Annotated in this window: 19 protein-coding genes; 4 read left to right on the forward strand and 15 right to left on the reverse strand. The window is 62.8% G+C overall.

Translation table 11 applies throughout. The features are described 5' to 3' along the window. Window positions 1-17 precede the first annotated feature (17 nt). Window positions 18-803, reverse strand: coding sequence for a DNA-binding transcriptional regulator (locus tag ACE3OO_RS07660; protein ID WP_374301440.1), 786 nt, complete (start codon window positions 801-803; stop codon window positions 18-20). Window positions 804-1105: 302 nt separating this feature from the next. Between ACE3OO_RS07660 and ACE3OO_RS07665 the strand changes: the two genes are divergently transcribed. Continuing rightward, the gene (locus ACE3OO_RS07665) at window positions 1106-2059 is read left to right on the forward strand and encodes an alpha/beta fold hydrolase (protein ID WP_374301442.1); all 954 of its coding nucleotides are present in this window, start codon (window positions 1106-1108) and stop codon (window positions 2057-2059) included. 76 nt (window positions 2060-2135) lie between these two features. Here ACE3OO_RS07665 and ACE3OO_RS07670 read toward each other — a convergent pair whose 3' ends face one another. The 10 genes from ACE3OO_RS07670 to ACE3OO_RS07715 form a co-directional block, all read right to left on the reverse strand. After that, window positions 2136-3554, reverse strand: a complete 1419-nt coding sequence (locus ACE3OO_RS07670) for an aldehyde dehydrogenase family protein (protein ID WP_374301444.1) — start codon at window positions 3552-3554, stop codon at window positions 2136-2138. A gap of 15 nt (window positions 3555-3569) precedes the next feature. Continuing rightward, the gene (locus ACE3OO_RS07675) at window positions 3570-4331 is read right to left on the reverse strand and encodes an SDR family NAD(P)-dependent oxidoreductase (protein WP_374301446.1); all 762 of its coding nucleotides are present in this window, start codon (window positions 4329-4331) and stop codon (window positions 3570-3572) included. A 102-nt stretch (window positions 4332-4433) separates the two neighbouring features. Then, on the reverse strand, window positions 4434-5402 hold the full coding sequence (locus ACE3OO_RS07680; RefSeq protein ID WP_374301448.1) for a Bug family tripartite tricarboxylate transporter substrate binding protein: 969 nt from the start codon (window positions 5400-5402) through the stop codon (window positions 4434-4436). A gap of 92 nt (window positions 5403-5494) precedes the next feature. Continuing rightward, complete coding sequence (locus ACE3OO_RS07685) at window positions 5495-6373, reverse strand: 3-keto-5-aminohexanoate cleavage protein (RefSeq protein WP_374301450.1); 879 nt, start codon at window positions 6371-6373, stop codon at window positions 5495-5497. A gap of 173 nt (window positions 6374-6546) precedes the next feature. Then, window positions 6547-7461, reverse strand: a complete 915-nt coding sequence (locus tag ACE3OO_RS07690; RefSeq protein WP_374301452.1) for an SMP-30/gluconolactonase/LRE family protein — start codon at window positions 7459-7461, stop codon at window positions 6547-6549. Between the two features lie 11 nt (window positions 7462-7472). Beyond that, on the reverse strand, window positions 7473-8423 hold the full coding sequence (locus ACE3OO_RS07695; RefSeq protein WP_374301454.1) for an ABC transporter permease: 951 nt from the start codon (window positions 8421-8423) through the stop codon (window positions 7473-7475). A gap of 4 nt (window positions 8424-8427) precedes the next feature. Beyond that, a complete protein-coding gene (locus ACE3OO_RS07700) occupies window positions 8428-9465 on the reverse strand; it encodes an ABC transporter permease (RefSeq protein WP_374301456.1) in 1038 nt (345 codons plus the stop codon). A gap of 8 nt (window positions 9466-9473) precedes the next feature. Then, on the reverse strand, window positions 9474-11000 hold the full coding sequence (locus tag ACE3OO_RS07705; RefSeq protein ID WP_374301458.1) for a sugar ABC transporter ATP-binding protein: 1527 nt from the start codon (window positions 10998-11000) through the stop codon (window positions 9474-9476). Between the two features lie 123 nt (window positions 11001-11123). Continuing rightward, entirely contained in the window at window positions 11124-12260 is a 1137-nt protein-coding gene (locus tag ACE3OO_RS07710) for a sugar ABC transporter substrate-binding protein (RefSeq protein WP_374301460.1), read from the reverse strand. 96 nt (window positions 12261-12356) lie between these two features. Next, on the reverse strand, window positions 12357-13085 hold the full coding sequence (locus ACE3OO_RS07715) for a FadR/GntR family transcriptional regulator (RefSeq protein WP_374301461.1): 729 nt from the start codon (window positions 13083-13085) through the stop codon (window positions 12357-12359). A 302-nt stretch (window positions 13086-13387) separates the two neighbouring features. Here ACE3OO_RS07715 and ACE3OO_RS07720 point away from each other — a divergent pair, with 302 nt between their 5' ends. From ACE3OO_RS07720 to ACE3OO_RS07730, 3 genes are all read left to right on the forward strand, one after another. Beyond that, window positions 13388-14539, forward strand: coding sequence for a fumarylacetoacetate hydrolase family protein (locus ACE3OO_RS07720; protein WP_374301463.1), 1152 nt, complete (start codon window positions 13388-13390; stop codon window positions 14537-14539). Between the two features lie 394 nt (window positions 14540-14933). Then, window positions 14934-16667 (forward strand): Na/Pi cotransporter family protein, encoded by a 1734-nt coding sequence (locus ACE3OO_RS07725; RefSeq protein WP_374301465.1) that lies wholly within the window; start codon window positions 14934-14936, stop codon window positions 16665-16667. Window positions 16668-16788: 121 nt separating this feature from the next. Further along, on the forward strand, window positions 16789-17361 hold the full coding sequence (locus ACE3OO_RS07730) for a PAS domain-containing protein (RefSeq protein ID WP_374301467.1): 573 nt from the start codon (window positions 16789-16791) through the stop codon (window positions 17359-17361). Here ACE3OO_RS07730 and ACE3OO_RS07735 read toward each other — a convergent pair whose 3' ends face one another. The 4 genes from ACE3OO_RS07735 to ACE3OO_RS07750 all read right to left on the reverse strand — a co-directional run bounded on the left by ACE3OO_RS07735 (window position 17362) and on the right by ACE3OO_RS07750 (window position 20727). Continuing rightward, entirely contained in the window at window positions 17362-18597 is a 1236-nt protein-coding gene (locus ACE3OO_RS07735) for an MFS transporter (RefSeq protein ID WP_374301469.1), read from the reverse strand. It lies immediately after the preceding gene. 18 nt (window positions 18598-18615) lie between these two features. Continuing rightward, a complete protein-coding gene (locus ACE3OO_RS07740) occupies window positions 18616-18948 on the reverse strand; it encodes a DHCW motif cupin fold protein (RefSeq protein WP_374301471.1) in 333 nt (110 codons plus the stop codon). A 101-nt stretch (window positions 18949-19049) separates the two neighbouring features. After that, window positions 19050-20192: an acyl-CoA dehydrogenase family protein gene (locus ACE3OO_RS07745; RefSeq protein WP_374301473.1), complete on the reverse strand. Its 1143-nt coding sequence runs from the start codon at window positions 20190-20192 to the stop codon at window positions 19050-19052. A 4-nt stretch (window positions 20193-20196) separates the two neighbouring features. Next, complete coding sequence (locus ACE3OO_RS07750) at window positions 20197-20727, reverse strand: N-acetyltransferase family protein (protein WP_374301474.1); 531 nt, start codon at window positions 20725-20727, stop codon at window positions 20197-20199.

The following is a 20727-nucleotide window of genomic DNA, read 5'->3' on the forward strand; positions in this document are numbered from 1 at the left end:
CACAGAGCGGAACGCATTTATCGTGCGTCAACACCCAGGCGGCTGATGCTGCGCGCGATGTTTTCCGCCGCGGATCGCAGATGTGGCACATACAGCTCGACTGCCTGCGCACGTTTCATTGCCGAGGTGAAATATGTCAGCCCCAGCGTCGCCAGCACGCGGTCCCCATCCATCACCGGCACCCCCAGTGTGGAGGAGGATTTCGGCTCTACGGCCGGATCACGCTCGGCATAACCCTGGCTGCGGATGGATTGCAGACTACGCAGCAGTGTGGCAGGTCGACGGGCCGGTGCATCTTCAGGGTCTTTCGACGATGCCAGCATCTGCAGCAGTATATTGCGCTCGGCCGCTGGACAAAAAGCAAGATAGGCCCGTCCCAGGCTGCGCGATACCAGGCTCAGGCGCAGCCCCACGGTACCATGGAATGGCGAGATCGGGCTGTCTGGAATGGTGCTGAATCGCACGGTCATGGCATCTTCTTCAAGCACTGCAATCGCCACCGGCCACTTGAACTGGCGTGTGAGATCGATTGCCCATGCGCGTCCTGCCTCCACCACCAGCGGATCGCCGTGAAACCCGCAACTCAAGGCACGTACCTGCGAGGTCACGGAATAGCCGCCCTGACGATGATCGTTGGCAACGTAACCACGCGCAGTCAGCGTCTTGAGCAGGCGCACGATGGTCGGCTTGGGCAAACCGGTTGCGTCGTGCAATTGCTTGATCGAGGCGACCTTCTGGCGATTCAGCGCCTGCAGCAAATCAAGCGCACGCGTAACCGATTGTACGTTGCCAGCGGCTGGCATGGCGTTTCCTCAATAACCTTATTATTCCGTATTGTGAAACGCCAGCCGCAGAAAGGCAAGCCGGCCTGCGGCTGCTTCATTTCGGATTGCGAAATGAGCGGAACTTCCTGTGCCGCTGCCTATCCCGCGCCTATAGGGTCTCCCGCACAAGAAAAGCCGGAGGGAGGCATATCATGGACAACGGACGGAACCGTTTCGCGAATTGGGAATCATTAAAGGCGCTTGGTGCGGCAATAGTGTTTGCCGGATTGAGCCACGCGGCCTTGGCGCAAGGTGGTTCAGCTTCGGCGAAACCACCGATCGTGCTGGATTCGACGGGCGCGTATGAGGTGGGCGGCAGGATCATCGCCAATCCCGCCAATCCCGCAGAGACGCTGTCTTGCGACCACGGCTACGTCGAATACTTCATCCCGCAGAAACGCCGCCAGGTCGGCCTGATCATGTGGCACAGCTCCAGCACGAAGGTATGGGAAACCCGCTGGGATGGCGGCGAAGGCTTCAAGAGCATGTTCCTGCGCAAGGGTTATCCCGTGTATCTGTGGGATGGCCCGCGCGTCGGCCGCGCCAACTGGAGCTGCGAGCCGATCACCTACACGCCCGCCTATTTCGACCAGCGCAATTTTGCCGCCTGGCGTTTCGGCATCACCTACCCCAACTGGCATCCGGGCCTGCAATTCCCCACTGCTGACAAGGAAGCCTGGAACCAGGCGACCCGTGCCCGCTACGACGAGTTCGACACCCTGGAGAATGCCCTGCTGCAGGCCGAGGCCGGCGGACAGGCCATCGACCGGATCGGGCCCGTTGTCGCGCTGACCAACTCCGCAGGCGGGTGGCGCGCGCTGCTGTCGGCCCTGAAAGCGAACAGCGGCAATATGAAAGGTATCGTCGCCTACGAAACCCCGGGATTCGTCTTCCCCATCGGGGAAGGCCCAGAGCCACAGCCCAAAGCACCCTACGGGCCCCATTCCGTGCCGCTGGCAGAATTCATGAAGCTGACGAAGTTTCCGATCCAGATGGTGTTCGGCGACTACACCGATACGCGCCCGATCTGGAAAAACTCGGTCGAGGTGGCGAAGACCTTCTGCGGCATCGTCAACAAGCATGGGGGCGATTGCGAGGTGCTGCTGCTGCCTGAGACAGGCCTGCGCGGCAACACGCATATCGCCTTTGCCGACCTTAATAACGAGGCCGTGGCCGACGAACTCTCCAAATGGCTGAAGCGCAAGGGGTTGGACACGTTCGCCTCCGGACAGTAACACGCGTTACGCCCGGAAACTGAAAGGGCGGCGCCTGATAAGCGCCGCCCTCTTTTTATCTGTATCGAGCACTCGGTCAGCCGAGAATGGCTTTCACCTCGAGATACTCCTCAAAGCCGAAGACGCCGAATTCCCGCCCGTTGCCGGATTGCTTGTAGCCACCGAAAGGCAGGCTGCGATCGAAGGGCGCACCGTTGAGGTAGACGCGCCCGGCCCGGATGCGGTTGGCAACGGCGCGGGCATGCTCACGATCCCTGGATTGCACGAAACCAGCCAGGCCAAAGGGTGTATCGTTGGCAATGTCGATCGCTTCGTCTTCGGTGTCGTAGCTGATGATGGACAATACGGGGCCGAAGATTTCCTCGCGCGCGATCCGCATTTGCGGCGTCACATCGCCGAACACGGTCGGGCGCACGTAATATCCGTGGTTGACCTCTGCCGGCCGCCCGGTTCCACCCGCCACCAGGGTTGCCCCTTCATCAAGGCCCGACTGGATCAGGGCCTGCACTTTTTCGAACTGCGCCTGGCTGACCATCGGCCCCATGGTGGTGGCCGGATCGAGCGGATCGCCCAGGCGTATGGTGGCAACGGCTTCGCGCGCGGCCGAAAAGGCCGCATCCCGCTGCGTACGCGGGATCAGCATCCGCGTGGGTGACTGGCAATTCTGGCCACCGTTTGTATAGCAGGCATGAACGCCGGCGATCACAGCAGCCTTCAGGTCGGCATCCGGCAGGATGATGTTGGCGGATTTTCCGCCCAGCTCCTGCGCGACGCGCTTGACCGTATCGGCGGCCAACTTGGCCACGCGCACGCCGGCCGTCGTCGAACCGGTGATCGACACCATGTCGATCCCGGGATGGGCGGCGATCGCCTCGCCGACCGTGGGGCCATCGCCGTTCACCAGATTGAAAACGCCAGCTGGCAGGCCGGCATCGTGGATGATCTCGGCCAGAAGCATCGCGCTGAGCGGCGCGATCTCGCTGGGCTTCAGCACCACCGTGCAGCCGGTGGCGAGGGCCGGCGCGACCTTGGAGGCAACCTGGTTCAGCGGCCAGTTCCACGGCGTGATCAGGCCGCAGACGCCGATGGGCTCGCGGCGGACGATCCCGGGCCCCATCGGTTCCTCGAATTGGTATCGCGCCAATACCCGTGCGGCTTCCTCGAAATGAAACAGCGCAACGGTGGCCTGGCGCTCGGTCGCAAAGGTGATCGGCGCGCCCATTTCCAATGTCATCGTCCGCGCCAGTTCTGGCAGGCGCGCCTTGAAGCCGTCGATGATCCTGCGCAGATAGGACAGACGTTCCTCGACGCCGACTTCAGAATAAGCACTGAAAGCACGGCGCGCCGCCGTCACCGCGCGATCGACATCATGGCCCGAACCCAGGCTGATCCGCGCGAAGGTTTCCTCCGTCGCCGGATTCGTTATGCCCAAAGTCGACGGCGCGGCCGGGTCCACCCAAGCGCCGTCGATATAGAATTTCAGTTTGTCATTCATGCCTCAGCCATTCCTTCAGAGATGCCTGCCCTCATCCACCGGCACCACAATACCCGTCGCGCTGGTCAGATTGGTGATGCAGGCCACTGCGGCCCTCGCCACGTCATCGGGTGTGGTGACATGAGCCAATGGCAGCCGCTCGGCGGTTTTCACCAGCTGCTCACGGCTCCGGCCAGGCACAAAATCCGTATCCACGCCAGCTGGCGAAACGGAGAAGACGCGGATGCGCGGCGCCAGCACCTTTGCCAGCGCAATGGTCAGCGCGTCGACGCCAGCCTTGGCCGCCAGATAAGCCAGGCTGCTGCCCAGGCCGGTACGGGCCGCAATGGAGGATATGTTCACAATCGCCGCCTGGCTGCCGCGCTCCAGCAATGGGCGGAAAGCGCGCACCATGGCGAACGGTCCGCGCAGATTGATCGTAACGGTGCGGTCGAAGATTTCATCGGTCAATCCGTCGAGATCGTTGGCGGGCACCGGCGTTGTCGCGCCACCGCAATTGACCAGCGCATCAAGCCGTCCGTAGCGTTCTTCCACCGTCCGCACCGCCTCGGCGATGGAGGCAGGATCATCGATTGCAATACGCAGGGTCAGGTGCCCGCTGCCTTGCAGGCCGGCGATCACGTCTTCTGCCATGGTCCGGCGGCTGTTGTAGCCGACGATCACAGTGGATCCCATGGCAGCAAGGCGTGCCGCGATTGCCTTGCCGATGCCGCTGCTGGCGCCGGTGACAAGCGCCACCTTCGGGATCGGCAGCGCCGGAACTTCAATACTGGCCATCTACAGCCCTTCCCAAAATCGTTTCAACTTCCTGCTTCAGGACTGTCCCGAAATCCAACCCCGCGATCGGATCGGGGCCGCCCGAGGGCGGCCCCGCCCCTGCTACATCACGATGTTGGCCTTCTCGATCACCGGCTTCCACTTGGCAAGTTCGGCGGCAATAAAAGCCTTGAGGTCTTCCGGCGATCCGCCGACAGGTTCCAGGGTATTCTGCTCCAGCAGCGTCTTGCCCTTTTCGCTTTTCAGGAAATCATTCACGCCCTTGTTCAACTTGGCAATGACGGCAGGCGGCGTGCCGGTCGGCGCGACGATTGCGTACCAGGCGCTGGCTTCGAAGCCCTTGAAACCCGTTTCCTGCACAGTGGGCACATCCGGCAACTGCTTGGCGCGCTGGCTGGTCGTCACCGCCAGGGCGCGGATCTTGCGCTCATTCACCTGCGGCACATAAGTCGGCATGAAATCCATCGCGACATCGACCTGACCGCCAAGCAGGTCGGTCATCAGCGGCACGGTGCCGCGATAGGCTACCGTCGTCATCGTCACACCGGTGAACTGCTGGATCAGTTCGGCGGTGATATGTCCAAGCGTGCCATTGCCCGGGTTGCCCACATTGACCTTGCCGGGATTCTGCTTGGCATAGGCAATCAGCTCCTCGAATGTCTTGGCTGGAAAGTCGAGCCGCGTCGTGACGATCAGCGGCGACTTGGCAACCAGCACGACCGGGGTGAAGTCCTTCTCCGAATCGTAGCTCAGGCCTTTATACATCAGCCTGTTGATTGCGATTGGCGACGGCGTGCCGAACAGCAGCGTATAGCCATCAGCCGCTGCCTTGGCCACGGCGGCGCCACCGATATTGCCGCCCGCGCCGGTGCGGTTCTCAACGACGAACGGCTTGCCGTAACTGTCGCTCAGGTGGCTTGCGGTGGCGCGCGCCAGGAAGTCGACGGCAGACCCGGCCGGAAATGGCACGATCACGGTGACGGGGCGGTCAGGCCAAGCCTGCGCCATGGCGGCATGGCAGGGTGCAAAGACAAGGGCAAGGCCCCATAGGGCGAGAGAGAGCAGACGCATGTTTCCTCCGGTTTCTGGCGCAGGTTTTTACTGCGCGTCTCGTTTGATGTCGTCGTTCGGACACTGGTTAATTCGTTGTACCGGCATCTCCGTCATACCGGCAGCGACAGCATTTCTCGGGCCTGCCGGGCGGTTGCAATCTGTCCGCCCAGCGATTCGACGATGCCACGCGCCTTCTCGACCATGACGGCATTGGATTCGGCCAGCACGTCCTTTCCGAGATAGACGGCATCCTCCAGCCCAACCCGGACATGACCACCCGCCAGATAGGATTGCGCCACCATCGGAAACGCCATGCGGCCAGTGCCGAACGCGGTCCATGCCGTGCCCGGCGGCAGCAGGCCGCGCGCATACAGCACGGTTTCCGGCGATGGCTGAAAACCGTATTTCACACCCATGACGACCGAACACAGCACCGGGCCTTTCAGCGTCCCGTCGCTGACAAGGTCGCGGCACAGGGCGATGTCGCCGGAGTCAAACAGCTCGATCTCGGGCTTCACGCCGGCATTGTTGATCACCGCGGCCATGCGGCGCACATTGTCGGGCGTATTGATCACCACCTGCTTGCCGGAATTCATGGTGTTGAGATCAAGCGTGGCGATGTCGGGCTTGAGCAGTGCGATATGCGCGACCCTGTCTTCCGGCCGCATCAGTGTGGTGCCGGGCGCGGCGAGCTTCGGGTCGTTGGCATCCGGCACGAAGCGGCCGCCCGGCCCGGTTGTCAGATTGATGATGAGCTGCCTGTTCCTGGCGCGGATACGGTCCATGACATCGCGGTAATACTCGATCTCCATCGACGGCCGCCCAGTCTTTGGGTCGCGCACATGGATATGCACGCTGGCAGCGCCGGCTTCGGCCGCGCCCAAGCAGGCCTCGGCGATCTGCTCGGGCGTGATCGGCAGATGAGGGGTCATTTCCGGCGTGGTCTGGTTGCCGGTCACGGCACACGTAATGATGACACGCGACTGCATCTGCTCGCCTCAATCCCTCCGGACTTTCCGGGCATTTCCCAGGGCCGCGATCAACGGCCTCCCTGCTCAGGTTCTACAGGGAAGCGGTGGCAGCGGCGCGAGCTATGTTTTGGCGTTCCGCATCGCGGAATGAGACCCTCTTGCGTCAAGGGTAATGTGGTTTTGGCGGCCGATCACGCGACCGGGGCCCCGAGGGTATTCACATAGATGGCCCGCAGCGTCGTGGTGGCGCAAATGAAAAGCCGATTGCGCTTTGGACCACCGAAGCAGACGTTGGCCACCACCTCATCCAGCAGGATCTTGCCCAGCAGCGTGCCGTCCGGCGCATAACAATGCACGCCATCGCCGGCAGAGGACCAGATGTTGCCATGCGCATCAACGCGAAAGCCGTCGAAAAGACCAGTATCGCAGACGATGAAATCCTGACCTTCGCCCAGGCTGCGTCCGTCGGCGGCCAGCGGATAACGGCGGATTTTCGGCTTGCAGCCGGGGAAATGCGTCCGGCCGGTATCGGCGACAAACAGCACGGATTCATCGGTCGAGAATGCCAGGCCGTTTGGCTGTTTCATGTCGTCGATCACGCGGCTGACCGTGCCGGCCGGATCGATCCGGTAGACATGGCGGCCATCCTGCTCCATCGGCGCGGCATCGCCCTCATAATCGCTGTCGATGCCATAGGACGGATCGGTGAACCAGATCGAACCGTCGGATTTCACGACAACGTCGTTGGGGGAATTCAGCCGCTTTCCGGCATAGCTGTCCGCCAAGATCGTGCGAGTCCCGTCGATCTCGTAACGACTGACGCAGCGGCCGCGATGTTCGCAGGCGATCATGCGCCCCTGGAGATCGACGGTGTGGCCATTCTGATTGCGGCAGGGTTGCTCGAAGACAGCGACCTGGCCGTTCATCTCGTCCCAGCGCAGAATGCGGTCGTTCGGAATATCCGACCAGATCAGATAACGGCCTGCAGCGAAATAGGCCGGCCCCTCGGTCCAGCGGCCGCCACTCCACAGGGTATCGATCCGTGCATTGACATGAATGAGACGACGAAAGCGCTCGTCCCGGATATCGTAATACTCTGCTGGCATGGCCTTGATCCTTATGACAGAACGCGCTGGTTCCGGCCGTAGACCAGCAGCATGGCAATGATCACGCCGCCATAGATGATCTGTCGGCCGGCCTCGGGCATCTGCATGATGGATAACACGGAATTGAGCAACACGATCAGGATCACGCCGATCAGCGTGCCGGCATAGCGGCCTCGGCCGCCAAGGATATGCGTGCCGCCCAGAACGACAGCCGCGATCGCCGGCAGCAGGTAGACATTCCCCATGCCCTGATAGGCCTTGGCCGAATAGCCGGCCAGCAGGATGCCCGCGATGGCGGCGCAGACGCCCGATACCACGAAGGCACCGACAATGACCCAGCGCGTGCGGATGCCCGACAGGTAGGCCGCGGCTTCGCGCGAGCCGGTGGCATAGATCGCGCGGCCGAAGCCGGTGCGGGTCAGGATGATGATGATGGCCAGCGACACGGCAGCCCAGACGAAGATCGCCGCGGGAATGCCGAGCAGGCGCTGCTTGGCGAGGAACACCATCAGCGGCGTGGCCGTATCCTGCGGCGCGAAGCCGCCGGTCTGCGCCACCATAAGGCCGCGCAGGACAGTATCGACACCGAGAGTGAAAATCATCGAAGGGATGCGCAGATAGGCAACCCCTATGCCATTCACCACACCGACGGCCACGCCAACGGCCAATGCCGTTGGAACGGCCAGGTCGCCGCCCATGGCCGTGGCCGTCATTGCAGCCGCCGTCAGCGTCCAGGGGATAGACAGGTCAATATGGCCAAGCAGGATGACCATCATGATTCCCGCCGCGCAAATGCCCAGGAAAGAGCCGATCTGCAACTGCTGCAGCAGATAGTTCGGTGACAGCAGAGGCATCGTACCGGTGGTCGACAGCGTATAGGTCGTTCCGATCAGGAGAATAACCAGGATGAAGACTACGGCGATCGCGATCGGCTTGTTATCGTCCGAAACGGGCATGCGCATGGCGTCACCTGAACAGATCGAGTTTATTCTTCACCCTCAGGGTGCGGAATGCACTGAACGACACGGCGGTCAACAGAACCACGCCTTCGATCAACGGCTGAAGCAGGGGGTCGATGTCCAGGATCCGGAAATAGAATGAAATCACCCGCAGGATCAGCGCCCCGATCAGGCTGCCTATCGCGCCGCCGCTGCCACCCAGCAGCGATGTTCCGCCCAGCACCACGGCCGCAATGGAGTTCAGGGTATAGGCCCCGGCCTGCTGGATATCGGCGTTGCCTGACGATGTCTGGATGGCGAGATAGAGGCCGCCGCATGCGGCCAGAAAGCCCCCCAGCGTAAAGGCCGCGATCTTGGCGCGGTTGATCGGCAGGCCGGACATGTAAGCGGATCCCTCGGCCGAGCCGATGGCATAGACGGTACGCCCGGTGACCGAGCGGCGAAACGGTATCCAGACAAGGGCAGCCACCGCGACGACCAGGATCGCGGGAACCGGGATATCCGCAAACGGCAGCAGCCACCAGGCCTGGCCGCCATCGGCGATGCCATAGGTATCCGCGAAATCGGCTACCGAGTTGGTCAGGGCCCAGCTCAGGTCCCCATCCACTTCCCCGCCCGGCTTCGGCCTGACCAGCAGGGCGAGGCCGATGGCAATCGCGCCGGTCGCGAGCGTCGCGATGATCGGCTGGATCCGACCATAGACGACGATGCAGCCGTTCATCAGCCCGAAAGCGGTTCCGGCCAGAAGCGTCAGGACCATGCCCAGCATGATCTGCCACGGCGAGCCATGCAAAAGCTCGGAAGCGATACAGTTCGTCAGCGTCATCACTGCGCCAACCGAAAGATCAAGTCCGCCCAGCAGAACGGGCAGGGTCTGCGCCATCGCAACAAAGACGATGGCCACGGCCTCGTTGGAATTCTGGATCGCCACGGCCGAGGAGAAACCGCGCGGATGCAGGATGTTGTAGGTCAGATACAACACGACAAGCAGCAGGACGGCGGCGGCAAAGCCCGCATTCTGCTGCAGCCACCTCTTCCACGACATCCTGTGCATCAGGCCGCCCGCGGATCTATGTTCAGGGAAGCGGCGACCAGGCTTTCCTCGGTGATGTTATCGCCGGACTGCTCGCTGACGACACGCCCGCCATACAGAACCGAAACGCGGTCGCAGCATCCGATGAGTTCTGCATAATCCGAGGAATAGAACAGGATGGCTTTGCCTGCATTGGCAAGGTCGCGCATCAATCGGTAAATCTCCTGCTTGGTGCCGACATCAATGCCACGGGTCGGATCGTTCAGCAGGATGATGTCGGGATCGATCAGCAGCCATTTGGCGATCACCACCTTCTGCTGATTGCCGCCGGACAGCGTCGTCACGGCATCCCGGACCGAGCCGACCTTGATCTGCAGCTTGGCGATGCCCTCCTGCACGGCCTGGCGGGCGCGCTGGAGATCGATGAACGGGCCGCGCGATATCCTGGCGTGGCATGCCGCCAGAAGGTTGTCGGCAACCGACATGCCGAGCATCAGGCCTTCCGTTTTCCGGTCTTCCGGGACCAGGGCCATGCGCGTCCTCCGCCCCGACTTGGCATCCGCCGGCGAGGCCGGCTTGTCGGAGCGGCCGTCAATTTCGATTTCGCCCTCAACATGCTCCAGCACGCCAAACAGCGCGAGCAGCAGTTCCTTCTGTCCCTGCCCGTCAAGGCCACCGAGACCGACGATCTCACCCCGGCCGATGGAAAGATCGATTCCGTTCAGCCTGTCGCCCCATTTCAGGCCGCTCACCTTCAGCAGGGGGGAAGCCGCTTGTGCTGCCTGGCGCACCGGCGGCTTGGGCGGAAACTGAGCCTCCACATCGCGTCCGATCATCAGCTTCACGATCTCGCGTCCGGTCTTTGCACCCTTGGCAAAGGTCTCGATATGCCTGCCGTTGCGGAAAACGGACAACGTGTCGCAAAGGGCGTCGACCTCATGCATGCGATGCGAGATGAACAGGCTGGACACCTCCCTGGATTTGAGGTCGGCAAGAAGATCGTAGACCGTCTGCACATCGCGGGCGGTCAGCGCTGACGTGGCTTCGTCCAGAATCAGAACCTTCGGATTGCGGCCGAGAGCCTTGGCGATTTCCACCATCTGCCGGCGCGACAGCGACAGATCCCGCACCAGTGTATTCGGATCGACATCCTCGCAGCGCACCCTGGCAAGAAGCGCTTCCGCGCGTGCAATCTGCGCGCGGCGATCGATCAGGCCGAACCGGCGCGGTGGATCGGAGATCGAGAGATTGTCCGCGACCGTGAGGTCGGGGATCAGCGAGAGTTCCTGGAACATGCAGACGATGCCCGCATCGCCGGCGGCCCGCGGCGATGCGAAGGTGACAGGCCGGCCCTCAAGGCGGATTTCCCCGGCATCGGGCTGCAGCACGCCGGACATGATCTTGATCAGGGTCGACTTGCCTGCCCCGTTTTCACCGAGGATGCCATGGATGGATCCGACCGAGCAGGCAAAGTCGACATTCTCCAGCGCCCGGATGCCCGAGAAGTGTTTCGATATGCCGCGATATTCGATGATGGCGTCGGTCATGCCTGTGCTGCATCCGGCCGAAGCCGGCCGCCTTTGCATAGGGGAGGACTGTTTCCGAGAAGACAGGGCCCCGGGATCAGCACCGGGATCAGCACCGGGGCCCTGCTTGATCCTGGACGGCGGTTATTTCACGTCCGCTTCAGTCTTCGACATGATCGCCGGGCCGGAGATGTTCACGCCGCAAGGCGGGAACTCGTTGACCGTGAAGAAGTTGTCCGGAAGGCTGGTCCAGAAGTTCACGCCGTCTTTCAGCTGCGTGTAGTCGGCCACCGGAAGCGGCACCGAGATGAGCTGCGGCATGACCTTGCCTTCCAGCGCGGTGACCGCCGCTTTCATGGCGATCGCGACCAGGCCGGGAGATTGGCCGATCGAGATGCCTTTCAGGCCCTCGCCCGAATGTTTGGCGACGAGTTTGCGGAAACCGTTCTCGGACTCGCCGGCAATCGGGACCATCGGGTGCTTGGCATCCAGCATCGCCCGCACCACGCCAGTGGTGCCGCCCTGCGCCGCGATCGCATCGAACTTGCCATGCACGGCAATGGCGTCGGCCGTCACCTTCTGCGCGGTGCCGTCATCCCAGTTGCCCACCACCTGGACGACCTCCCACTTGCCGCCCGATGCCTCGAGCGCCATGTGGATGCCGATCGACCGGTCGCGGTCGACAGAATTGCCGGGCAGGCCACGAACCTCCAGGATCTTGCCCGAGGTCTTGCCGGCGGCCTTCAATTCCTTCAGCAGGAATTCGGCCCAGGTCTTGCCCATGGCCAACTGGTCCTCGTTCACCTGCATGACCTTGTCGGTGTCGAGGACGTTGTCGAACGGCACCAGCACCACATTGTTCCGGTCAGCCAGACGAATGACGCGGTCGAACCCGTCCGGTGAAACCGCAATGGTGATGATGGCGTCATAACCCTGGTTGATGAAATCCTCGATGGCGCCCAGCTGTGCCGGCGCATCGGTTCCGGTGGAAACGACCTTGAATTCCTTGATCTTGCCCTTCATTGACGGATCCTCGGCAAAAGCCTTGGCCGTCTTGATCATCTGGATGCGCCAGGTATTGCCGACAAAGCCGTTGACCACGGCGACGCGATACGGGCCGGGACGGGCAGCCCACTGGAAATGTTTGGTGGCGTCCGCCCAGGGCTTGAAACAGGCCGGATCGGCGCCGGGGCCCGACACGAGCTTGGGACCTGCATAGGCGAGTTGCGCCGACAGCACCACCGCCATCAGGGCGGCCGAGAACTTGAGAACTGACTTCATGGTAGTTCCTCCCTCTGTTAAAGCATCCGTTCGGATTTCTTCGGACTACGGTCCACATCTCCGTTATTTCGGATCGCCTTCATGTTTGCGGATTCGTCAGACCGCCGCCTCCATCTCTTCACTGAAATTCTTGAAGCCGATCATCAGATGGCTCCGCAGGCGATACTGGAATGCCAGACGGTCGCGCGCGGCCAACGCGTCGATGACGCCGGCATGCTCGGAATAGGTTTCGGTTTTGTAAGACCTGCGGGTCTTGCCTTTCTGCATGATCCGCAGAACCACCGGCTTCATCACCTTGTAGACATCCATGATGGCGTCATTGCCGAGGATCGATATCAGCCGAGTGTGGAAGTCGTAGTCGACCTCGGAGGCTTCCTGGATGTCGCTGATTTCGGCCAGCCGGTTATTGATCCCGTAAAGATCCTCAATGTCTTGGTCCGTGAGCCGGTCGAGGAGCTGATCCACTGAGCCGACCTCGAGAAGGTCGCGGAAGGCCTGCACGTCGTTGAAGGTCTTGCGCGAGACCTCCATGGTGTTGAAGGAAAACAGCTCGAATGCTCGCGACATACGGTTGTCGGTGATCGTCGCGCCAACCTTGGGCCGCACATCCACCAGGCCATAAGCCTTCACGATACGCATCGCTTCGCGCACCGTGTTCCGGCTGGCATTGAACTGGATGCAGAGCTCGCGTTCTGTCGGCAGATTGTCGCCGACTTTCAAGCCGGCATCGGCAATCAGCGCGCGAATCTGTTCGACAACCGCGTCAACGGCCGAACCGCGAGACGATCTGGTTTTCACTGCTGCCACGCGTGTCTTTGGTTTCACAACGCCCCCTGTGTCGGTCGGGTACCGGGCGGCGAGCGCCCATCCCTCCTCGTATTTGTTGGACCAGAATCCCTAGTCGTCCCGTTGGGCCCTGTCAACTCCACAGCCCGCGTTCCGGCCACGGAAGCCGGAAAAGGGAGATTAAAAGCCTATAAAACAACAGCAGATTGCGCGTCTCCGGAAGCCCCGGAGCTGCCCGACACGAATTGACCCTGGCAAGGGACATCCGTTATTTGTAGGACCAAATACGAGCCGCCGACGAGACTGCAGGGCACCGGCGCACGCAAAAGGGTGGAAAACAGATGACATTCTTTCTTGGACAGGCGGAAACCGACGGCGTGTTCATCGGCCGGATCTGGTCCCCCGAAGCATCAGGCCCTTCCGTCGTCACGATCCGGGACGGCATGGTCGTCGACATCACCTCCCGCACGGCGCCGCTGGTTGCCGACATCTGCGACATGGACGACCCGGCCGCCTTCGTGCGTGCCGCCCCGGGGAGGATTGTCGGCCCCGCGGACCAGATCGCGGCCCATACGCCCGGCAACGGCGCAAAGCCGCATTTTCTTGCTCCCTGCGACCTCCAGCCGATCAAGGCCTGCGGTGTGACCTTTGCCTCATCGATGGTCGAGCGGGTCATCGAGGAGAAGGCGGCCGGCGATCCGAAACGGGCGGAGGCGATCCGCAAACGGGTTGGCGACGTGATTGGTGGATCGCTCCGCAATATCAAGGCCGGCTCGGATGCCGCGGCCGTCGTCAAGCAGGCCCTGATCGCCGAAGGCATGTGGAGCCAGTATCTGGAGGTCGGCATCGGCCCTGATGCGGAAGTCTTTTCCAAGGCGCAGGTGCTGTCCGCGATAGGGCCCGGCGCGGATGTTGGCCTGCATCCGATCTCCAGATGGAACAATCCCGAGCCGGAGATCGTGCTGGCCGTCTCCTCCCGTGGCCGCATTGTTGGCGCCGCGCTCGGCAACGATGTCAATCTGCGCGATGTGGAAGGACGCTCGGCGCTGCTGCTGTCGAAGGCGAAGGACAACAACGCAAGCTGTGCGATCGGGCCGATGATCCGCCTTTTTGACAAGCGTTTCACGCTGGATCATGTGCGGCAGGCCGAACTGGACATGACCGTGGCCGGACAGGACGGCTTCGTGCTGAAAGGCCATTCTTCCATGAAAGAGATCAGTCGCGATCCGGAAGACCTGGTCCGGCAGACGCTCGGCCGCCATCACCAGTATCCGGATGGCATCATGCTGTTCCTTGGGACGCTGTTCGCGCCGACCGAGGATCGCGACGCACCCGGCGAAGGCTTCACCCACAAGATCGGCGATGTGGTGCGGATTTCCTCGCCCGGTCTTGGCTATCTTGAGAATACGGTGCGCCTGTCGACCGAATGCCTCGAATGGACCTTCGGAACACGTGCCATGATGCGGAATCTGGCGGCGCGAAACCTCATCTGACGCCAGATCGATTCGCCGGGCGAATTCCGGGCATCTCCGGCATGACCCGGAGCAGCGCCGGCTAGGCCTGACCGGGGCTGCATCCGGCCCTCATATCGCCAGATTTCATTGCCACAGTGCCGCTATGCGAAGACCGCGGCCTGTTTGCAGGTGGTTCTCGCACAATCGGGCGATCAGGGGTCGCCAGATCATCCTGGAACACCCGCTCCTCCAGAGGTGAAAGCCCTTGGCCCCCCTGTCATATAGGTGTAATGATTCTGTAACAATAGAGCCCTGCCGAACTGGAACTGATATAAATGGCTGTTTTCCGCGATCCTGATCCTGACCCTGACGGTGTCCGCAGCAAGGACTGGCCCCCCGCTTTGATGTCGCGCCGCTGGTGGGGGGCAACGCGATGATGATGGGTGCAAATCCCGGCGCGACCGAACTTCTGCTCAACCTGGCCGCCGGCATCGCCCTGCTGCTGTGGGGCGTGCGCATGGTGCGCACCGGTATGACGCGTGCCTTCGGCGCCCAGTTGCGGCGATATATGAGCGGCGCGCTGCGCAACCGTTTCTCCGCCTTCCTTGCCGGCATCGGCGTCACGGCGTTGCTGCAATCCAGTACCGCGACGGCGATGATCGTGTCGTCGTTTGCCGGCCGTGGCCTGATCGTCGGCGGTGCGGCGATTGCCGTGCTGCTGGGTGCCGGCATCGGCACGTCGATCACCGCGCAGTATCTCTCGCTTGACCTGCACTGGCTCGGGCCATTGGCGCTGATCCTGGGCGTGATCGGCTTCTTTGCCTCCGAAAGCGGCATGCCGCGCCATGTCGGCCGGCTGCTGATCGGCCTTGGCCTCATGCTGCTGTCGCTGGAGATGATCATTGCCGCCTCCACGCCGATGCGCGATGCGCCGGGCCTGGCCGTCGTGCTGCAGCCGCTGGAACGCGAGCCGTTGCTGGGTGTGCTGATCTTCGCTTTGCTCACCTGGCTGTCGCATGCCAGCCTCGCCACCGTGCTGCTGGCGGCATCGCTTGCCAAGGCCGGCACGGTGGATGCCACGCTGGCCGTCGCGCTGGTGGTGGGCGCCAATCTCGGCACCGCGATTTCGCCGCTGGTGGCCAGCGCCGGCCAGCCGCCGGCGGCACGCCGCGCGCAACTGGCCAACCTGATCGCCCGCGTGATCGCCACGCTGGCCGTGCTGCCGTTCCTGGCGCAGCTGCCGCAATGGCTGGGTTATGCGAGCAGCGATGCCACGCGGCTGGCAGTGAATGCGCATACCGCCTTCAACCTCGCGCTGGCTTTGATTTTCCTGCCCCTTGTCGCCCCGCTGGAAAAGCTGGCGCGCCGTCTGCTGCCCGATCCGCCGGCCGCCGAAAATGCGGCGAAGCCGCGTTATCTCGACAAGTCGGCGCTGGATACACCCAGCGTGGCGCTGGCGGCAGCCGCACGCGAGACCCTGCGCCTGAGCGATGCGGTGTCACGTATGCTGGACGACACGATGACGGTGTTCAGTCGCGACGACGCCAAGCTGGCAAAAGCCGTTGAACAGGCAGACGACACGGTTGATGGCCTGCATGAGGCGATCAAGCTGTACCTCACCGAGATCAGCAAACATGGCCTGGATGAAGCCGAGAGTCGCCGCTATGTCGATGTGCTGACCTTCACCACCAACCTGGAGCATATCGGCGACATCATCGACAAGAACCTGATGGAGCTGGCGCAGAAGAAGATCAAGAACAAGCTGGCTTTCAGCAAGGAAGGCTTAGGCGAATTGACCGGCTTTCACCATCGCGTCGCCGCCAACCTGCAGATGGCCTGCAACCTGTTCATGTCGGGCGATGTGAAACTGGCCCGCCAGCTGTTGCAGGAGAAAGCCGATCTGCGCGCCGCCGAGCAGTTGGCTGCCGAAAGCCACTACCAGCGCATCCGCGACGGCCGCACCGAGAGCATCGAGACCAGCTCGATCCATCTCGACATCATCCGCGACCTGAAGCGGATCAACAGCCACCTGACGGCTGTGGCCTACCCGATCCTGGAACAGGCCGGCGAGTTGACCGCAACGCGCCTGCGGGCAGATGAGCGACCCGATACCACCAGCCAGCAACTGCTGGGCAACAGCAAAACCGGTCGTGCCGGCGTGGCCTGAACATTCATGCACCGCCTGCGGCAACCTGCCGCAGGCCGGTTTGCCTGATTATCGTTTCTTAACTTCTAAAATAACAGACGCGTAACTTATGATCGGTTCAGTTGTGTTAAAGCCTGAACTGATGACCTCTGCCCCCCTTTCAGTCCTGCCCGACCCGCTGTTGCAACGCCTGTATGACTACTGGCTGAGCCGCCGTCATGGCCGCGTCGTGCCGGAACGCCGGGATATCGATCCCCTCGACATGCCGCGGGCGCTGCTGCCGCATCTGCTGCTGGTGGAACTGGAAGGCGCCGGGCCGCGCATCCGTTATCGCCTGATCGGCACCGAAATCGGCAAGCGATATGGCGAGGATTTCACCGGACGTTATCTCGACGAGGTTTCCGGCCCGTATTATCGCGACCTGCTGCAGGATATCTACCGCCGCATGCGCGCGCACGCCAAGCCGATCTATGCCGAGGGCCTGTTCTATATCGGCGACAACATCATCGCCAAAACCTGCCGCCTCTATCTGCCATTGGCCCAGGATGGCGAGATCACCATGGCGCTGGCCGGCCAGACCTTCCCCACCTATCCATTCGACCGGCCTGATTTCTTCGACGTCATCCGCCCGGCTGTCACCGGCGAGAATGCGCGGCATCGCGAATGGCTGCTGGAGCCGATGCCCGAACTGAAACTGGAAAGCGCCGTGGCCTGATCAGGCCGCCGCCGCACTCATCCGGTCTTGCCGCAGCATGCGGCGCAGCAGCAGCGACGCAATCGTCACATTCAGGATGTTCCAGGCGATGCCATTCATCAGCGCCGCCTGATATGACCCCGTCAGATCGAAGATCGCGCCCGACAGCCAGCCGCCCAAAGCCATGCCGGCCATGGTGGCCGAGATGGTGAGGCTGACGCGAAAGCCCGCCTGGCTGGCCGGAAACAGCTCGCGGATGATGAAGGCATAACTCGGCACGATGCCGCCCTGCACCAGGCCGAACATGGCCGAGATGATATAAAGCGACGCCAGCCCGTCGAAGGGCAGATAAAAGGCCAGCGCGATGCCCTGCAGCGTCGAGCCCAGCAGCAGGGTCGCCAGCCCGCCGATGCGGTCGAGAATCCAGCCCGAAGCCAAACGACTGACGATGCCGAAACCCAGCATCAGCGACAGCATCTCGGCGCCGCGCGCCGGCCCATAACCCAGATCGACGCAATACGCGACGATATGCACCTGCGGCATCGACATGGCGACGCAGCAGGCCACACCCGCCACCACCAGCAACGCCTGCACCAGATTGGGCGGCAGGCCCAGCGGCCGCGTGCCAAAGGCCGCCGCGCCGTTCACCGCCTCGGCCGGCGCGGCCTGGACCGGTGGCCGGCGACGCAGCGCCAGCGCCAGCGGCAGCATGGTGATCAGGCAGAAGACGCCGATCCAGATATGCGTCTCGCGCCAGCCGATCTCGGCGATGAAATGCTCGATCACCGGCGGCCACAATGTGCCGGCAAAATAATTGCCGCTGGCGCACAGGCCGATGGCAAGGCCGCGCCGCCGGTCGAACCACAGCGAGGTATCGGCCAGCAAAGGCGCGAACATCGCCGAACCCCCCAGCAGGCCCACCAGCAGGCCGTAAAGAATGGCGAAACTGACGATGCCACCGGCAAAGGACGTGGCCACGTAGCCAATGCTGAGCATCACAATGCCCATCAGCATGGGCACCATGATGCCGAAACGGTCGGCCAGCCGGCCCATCAGCACCGTGCCGGTCATGAAGCCGACCATGGTCAAGGTGTAAGGCAGCGACGCCGAGCCGCGCGTGATGCCAAATTCCGCCTGCACGGCGGGCAGGGCCACGACGATCGACCACATGGCGACGCCGCCGATGGTGCTCAGGGCCACGGCGGCGGCAAGGCGCGCCCAGGCATAGGGCGATTCGATCACGCTGGCCTTGGTCATGCCGCAGTCACGCGCGCGTCAGTCGACGATGAACAGCTTGGCACCGGCCGCACCCGTGCGCGAGCGGTGCGGCTCGGCATTGTCGGCCACCTGGTAGGACTGCCCGGCTTTCAGCGTGAAGACGCGGCCGTCTTCCAGTTCGGTCACCAACTCGCCCTCCAGCACAAACAGGATGTGGCCCTTCACACACCAATGGTCGGCCAGGTAGTGCGGCGTGTAGTCCACGCGGCGCACGCGGATGGGCCCGAAATTGCGGGTGCGCCAGGTGGCGCCGCCCGTCTCGCCCTTGTGCTGCGTCGGCTCGACCGAAGACCAGTCGGTGGTGCCGAAGGGAATGTCTGACATCTGCATGAAGTGGACCTGATATGCGGCGAAACGACTGCCCATTTTCTAGGCCGTCCGCGCGGTCAGGGCCAGCCTTGAATTGTCGGGCGACAATCCGGAACGCCGGCCTACCACCCCATCTGGCGGCTCGCCAGATCCTTCATGATCTCCTCCGTGCCGCCGCCGATGGCGTTCACCTTCACCTCTCGGTAGATGCGCTCGGACTTGCAGCCCCGCATGAAGCCGGCGCCGCCCAGGATCTGCACTGCTTCCGTGGCGCAGAAGGCCATGGTCTGGGTCGCCTGGTTCTTCAGCATGCACAATTCGGGAATCGGATGCTCGCCCTGGTCCAGCGCCCAGGCGATGCGCTCCAGCATGGCCTGGCTGGCCTCGATGCGCTGGGCCATGTCGACCAGCTTGTGACGGATCACCTGGTGCTTGATGATCGGCTTGCCGAAGGTTTCGCGCAGCTTCGCGTAATCGAGGGCTTCCTCATAGGCCGTGCGGGCGAAGGCGATGGAAGATGCCGCCAGACCCAGCCGCTCGTCATTGAAGTTGAGCATGATGCCCATGAAGCCCTGGTTTTCCGCGCCAATCAGGTTGGCGGCCGGCACACGGCAATCGTCGAAATGCAGCGTCGCGGTATCGGAGGCCCACCAGCCCATCTTCTTCAGCGGCGTGCGGGTGAAGCCGGGCGTATCACGCTCGATCAGCAAAAGCGAGACGCCGCCCATGCCCGGTCCGCCGGTGCGCACTGCCACGGTGTAGAAATCGGCGCGCATGCCGGATGTGATAAACGTCTTCTCGCCGCGCACCACGTAATGATCGCCGTCCCGCTTCGCCACTGTCTTCAGGTTGGCGACATCCGAACCGCCGCCCGGTTCGGTGATGGCCAGCGCCGATATCTTCTCGCCGGCCAGCACGGGACGCAGCACCTTGTCCTTCAAGGCATCGGAACCCAGTTTGGCGATCGGCGGCGAGCCGATGGTGTGGCTCATCAGCGAGGCCGCCACGCCGCCCGAACCAGCACGGGCCAACTCCTGGCCGGCAATGATGGCATAGAAACGGTCGGCCGCGATGCCGCCATAGGCCTCCGGGAAGTTAAGCCCCAGCAGGCCGATCCCGGCCGCCTTTTTATACAGTTCGCGCGGAAACTCGCCGGCCTCGTCCCATTGATCGGCGAAGGGCGCGATTTCTTTCGCCACGAAACGGCGCACCTGATCGCGGAAAGCCTCGTGGTCGGGCGTGTAGTACGGCGATCTGGTCAGCATGGGCTCATCCTTGGGGCGGTCGCAGCCGCGCCATCAGCACAATGTCGTCGTAATGGTTGTCCAGCTTGCGGGCGCGGATGCGTGTGCCCTCGGTGACGAAACCGAACTTGCGATACAGCGCGATGGCGCCCGTGTTGCTGGCATAGACCTGCAGATCGATGCGTTCCAGCCCGATGCGGCCGGCCCAGTCGAAACAGGCCTGCATCATCCGGGTGCCCAGGCCCTTGCCGCGATAGGGCTCGTCCAGGCCCATGCCCAGCGTGCCGACATGCTGAAACCCCGGCCGCAGCGGGTTGTTCGGCGCGACATGGATGTTGCACCAGCCCACCACCTTGTCCTGCGCATCGACCGACACCACAAAGGGCAGGTCGCGTTGCAGCATCGCCTTCACATAGAAACGCGCTTCGGCCGCCGAGGGTGCCTCGGTGAAAGCGATATAAAGCCGCTCGCGCGCCACGCGGTCCAGGCAGTCGCGATAGGAATCCGCATCTTCCTGGGTGATCGGTCGGACCTGTGCCGGCAGCGCCTCGGTCAT

The organism is Ferrovibrio sp. (assembly GCF_041906005.1).
Classification (GTDB): domain Bacteria; phylum Pseudomonadota; class Alphaproteobacteria; order Ferrovibrionales; family Ferrovibrionaceae; genus Ferrovibrio.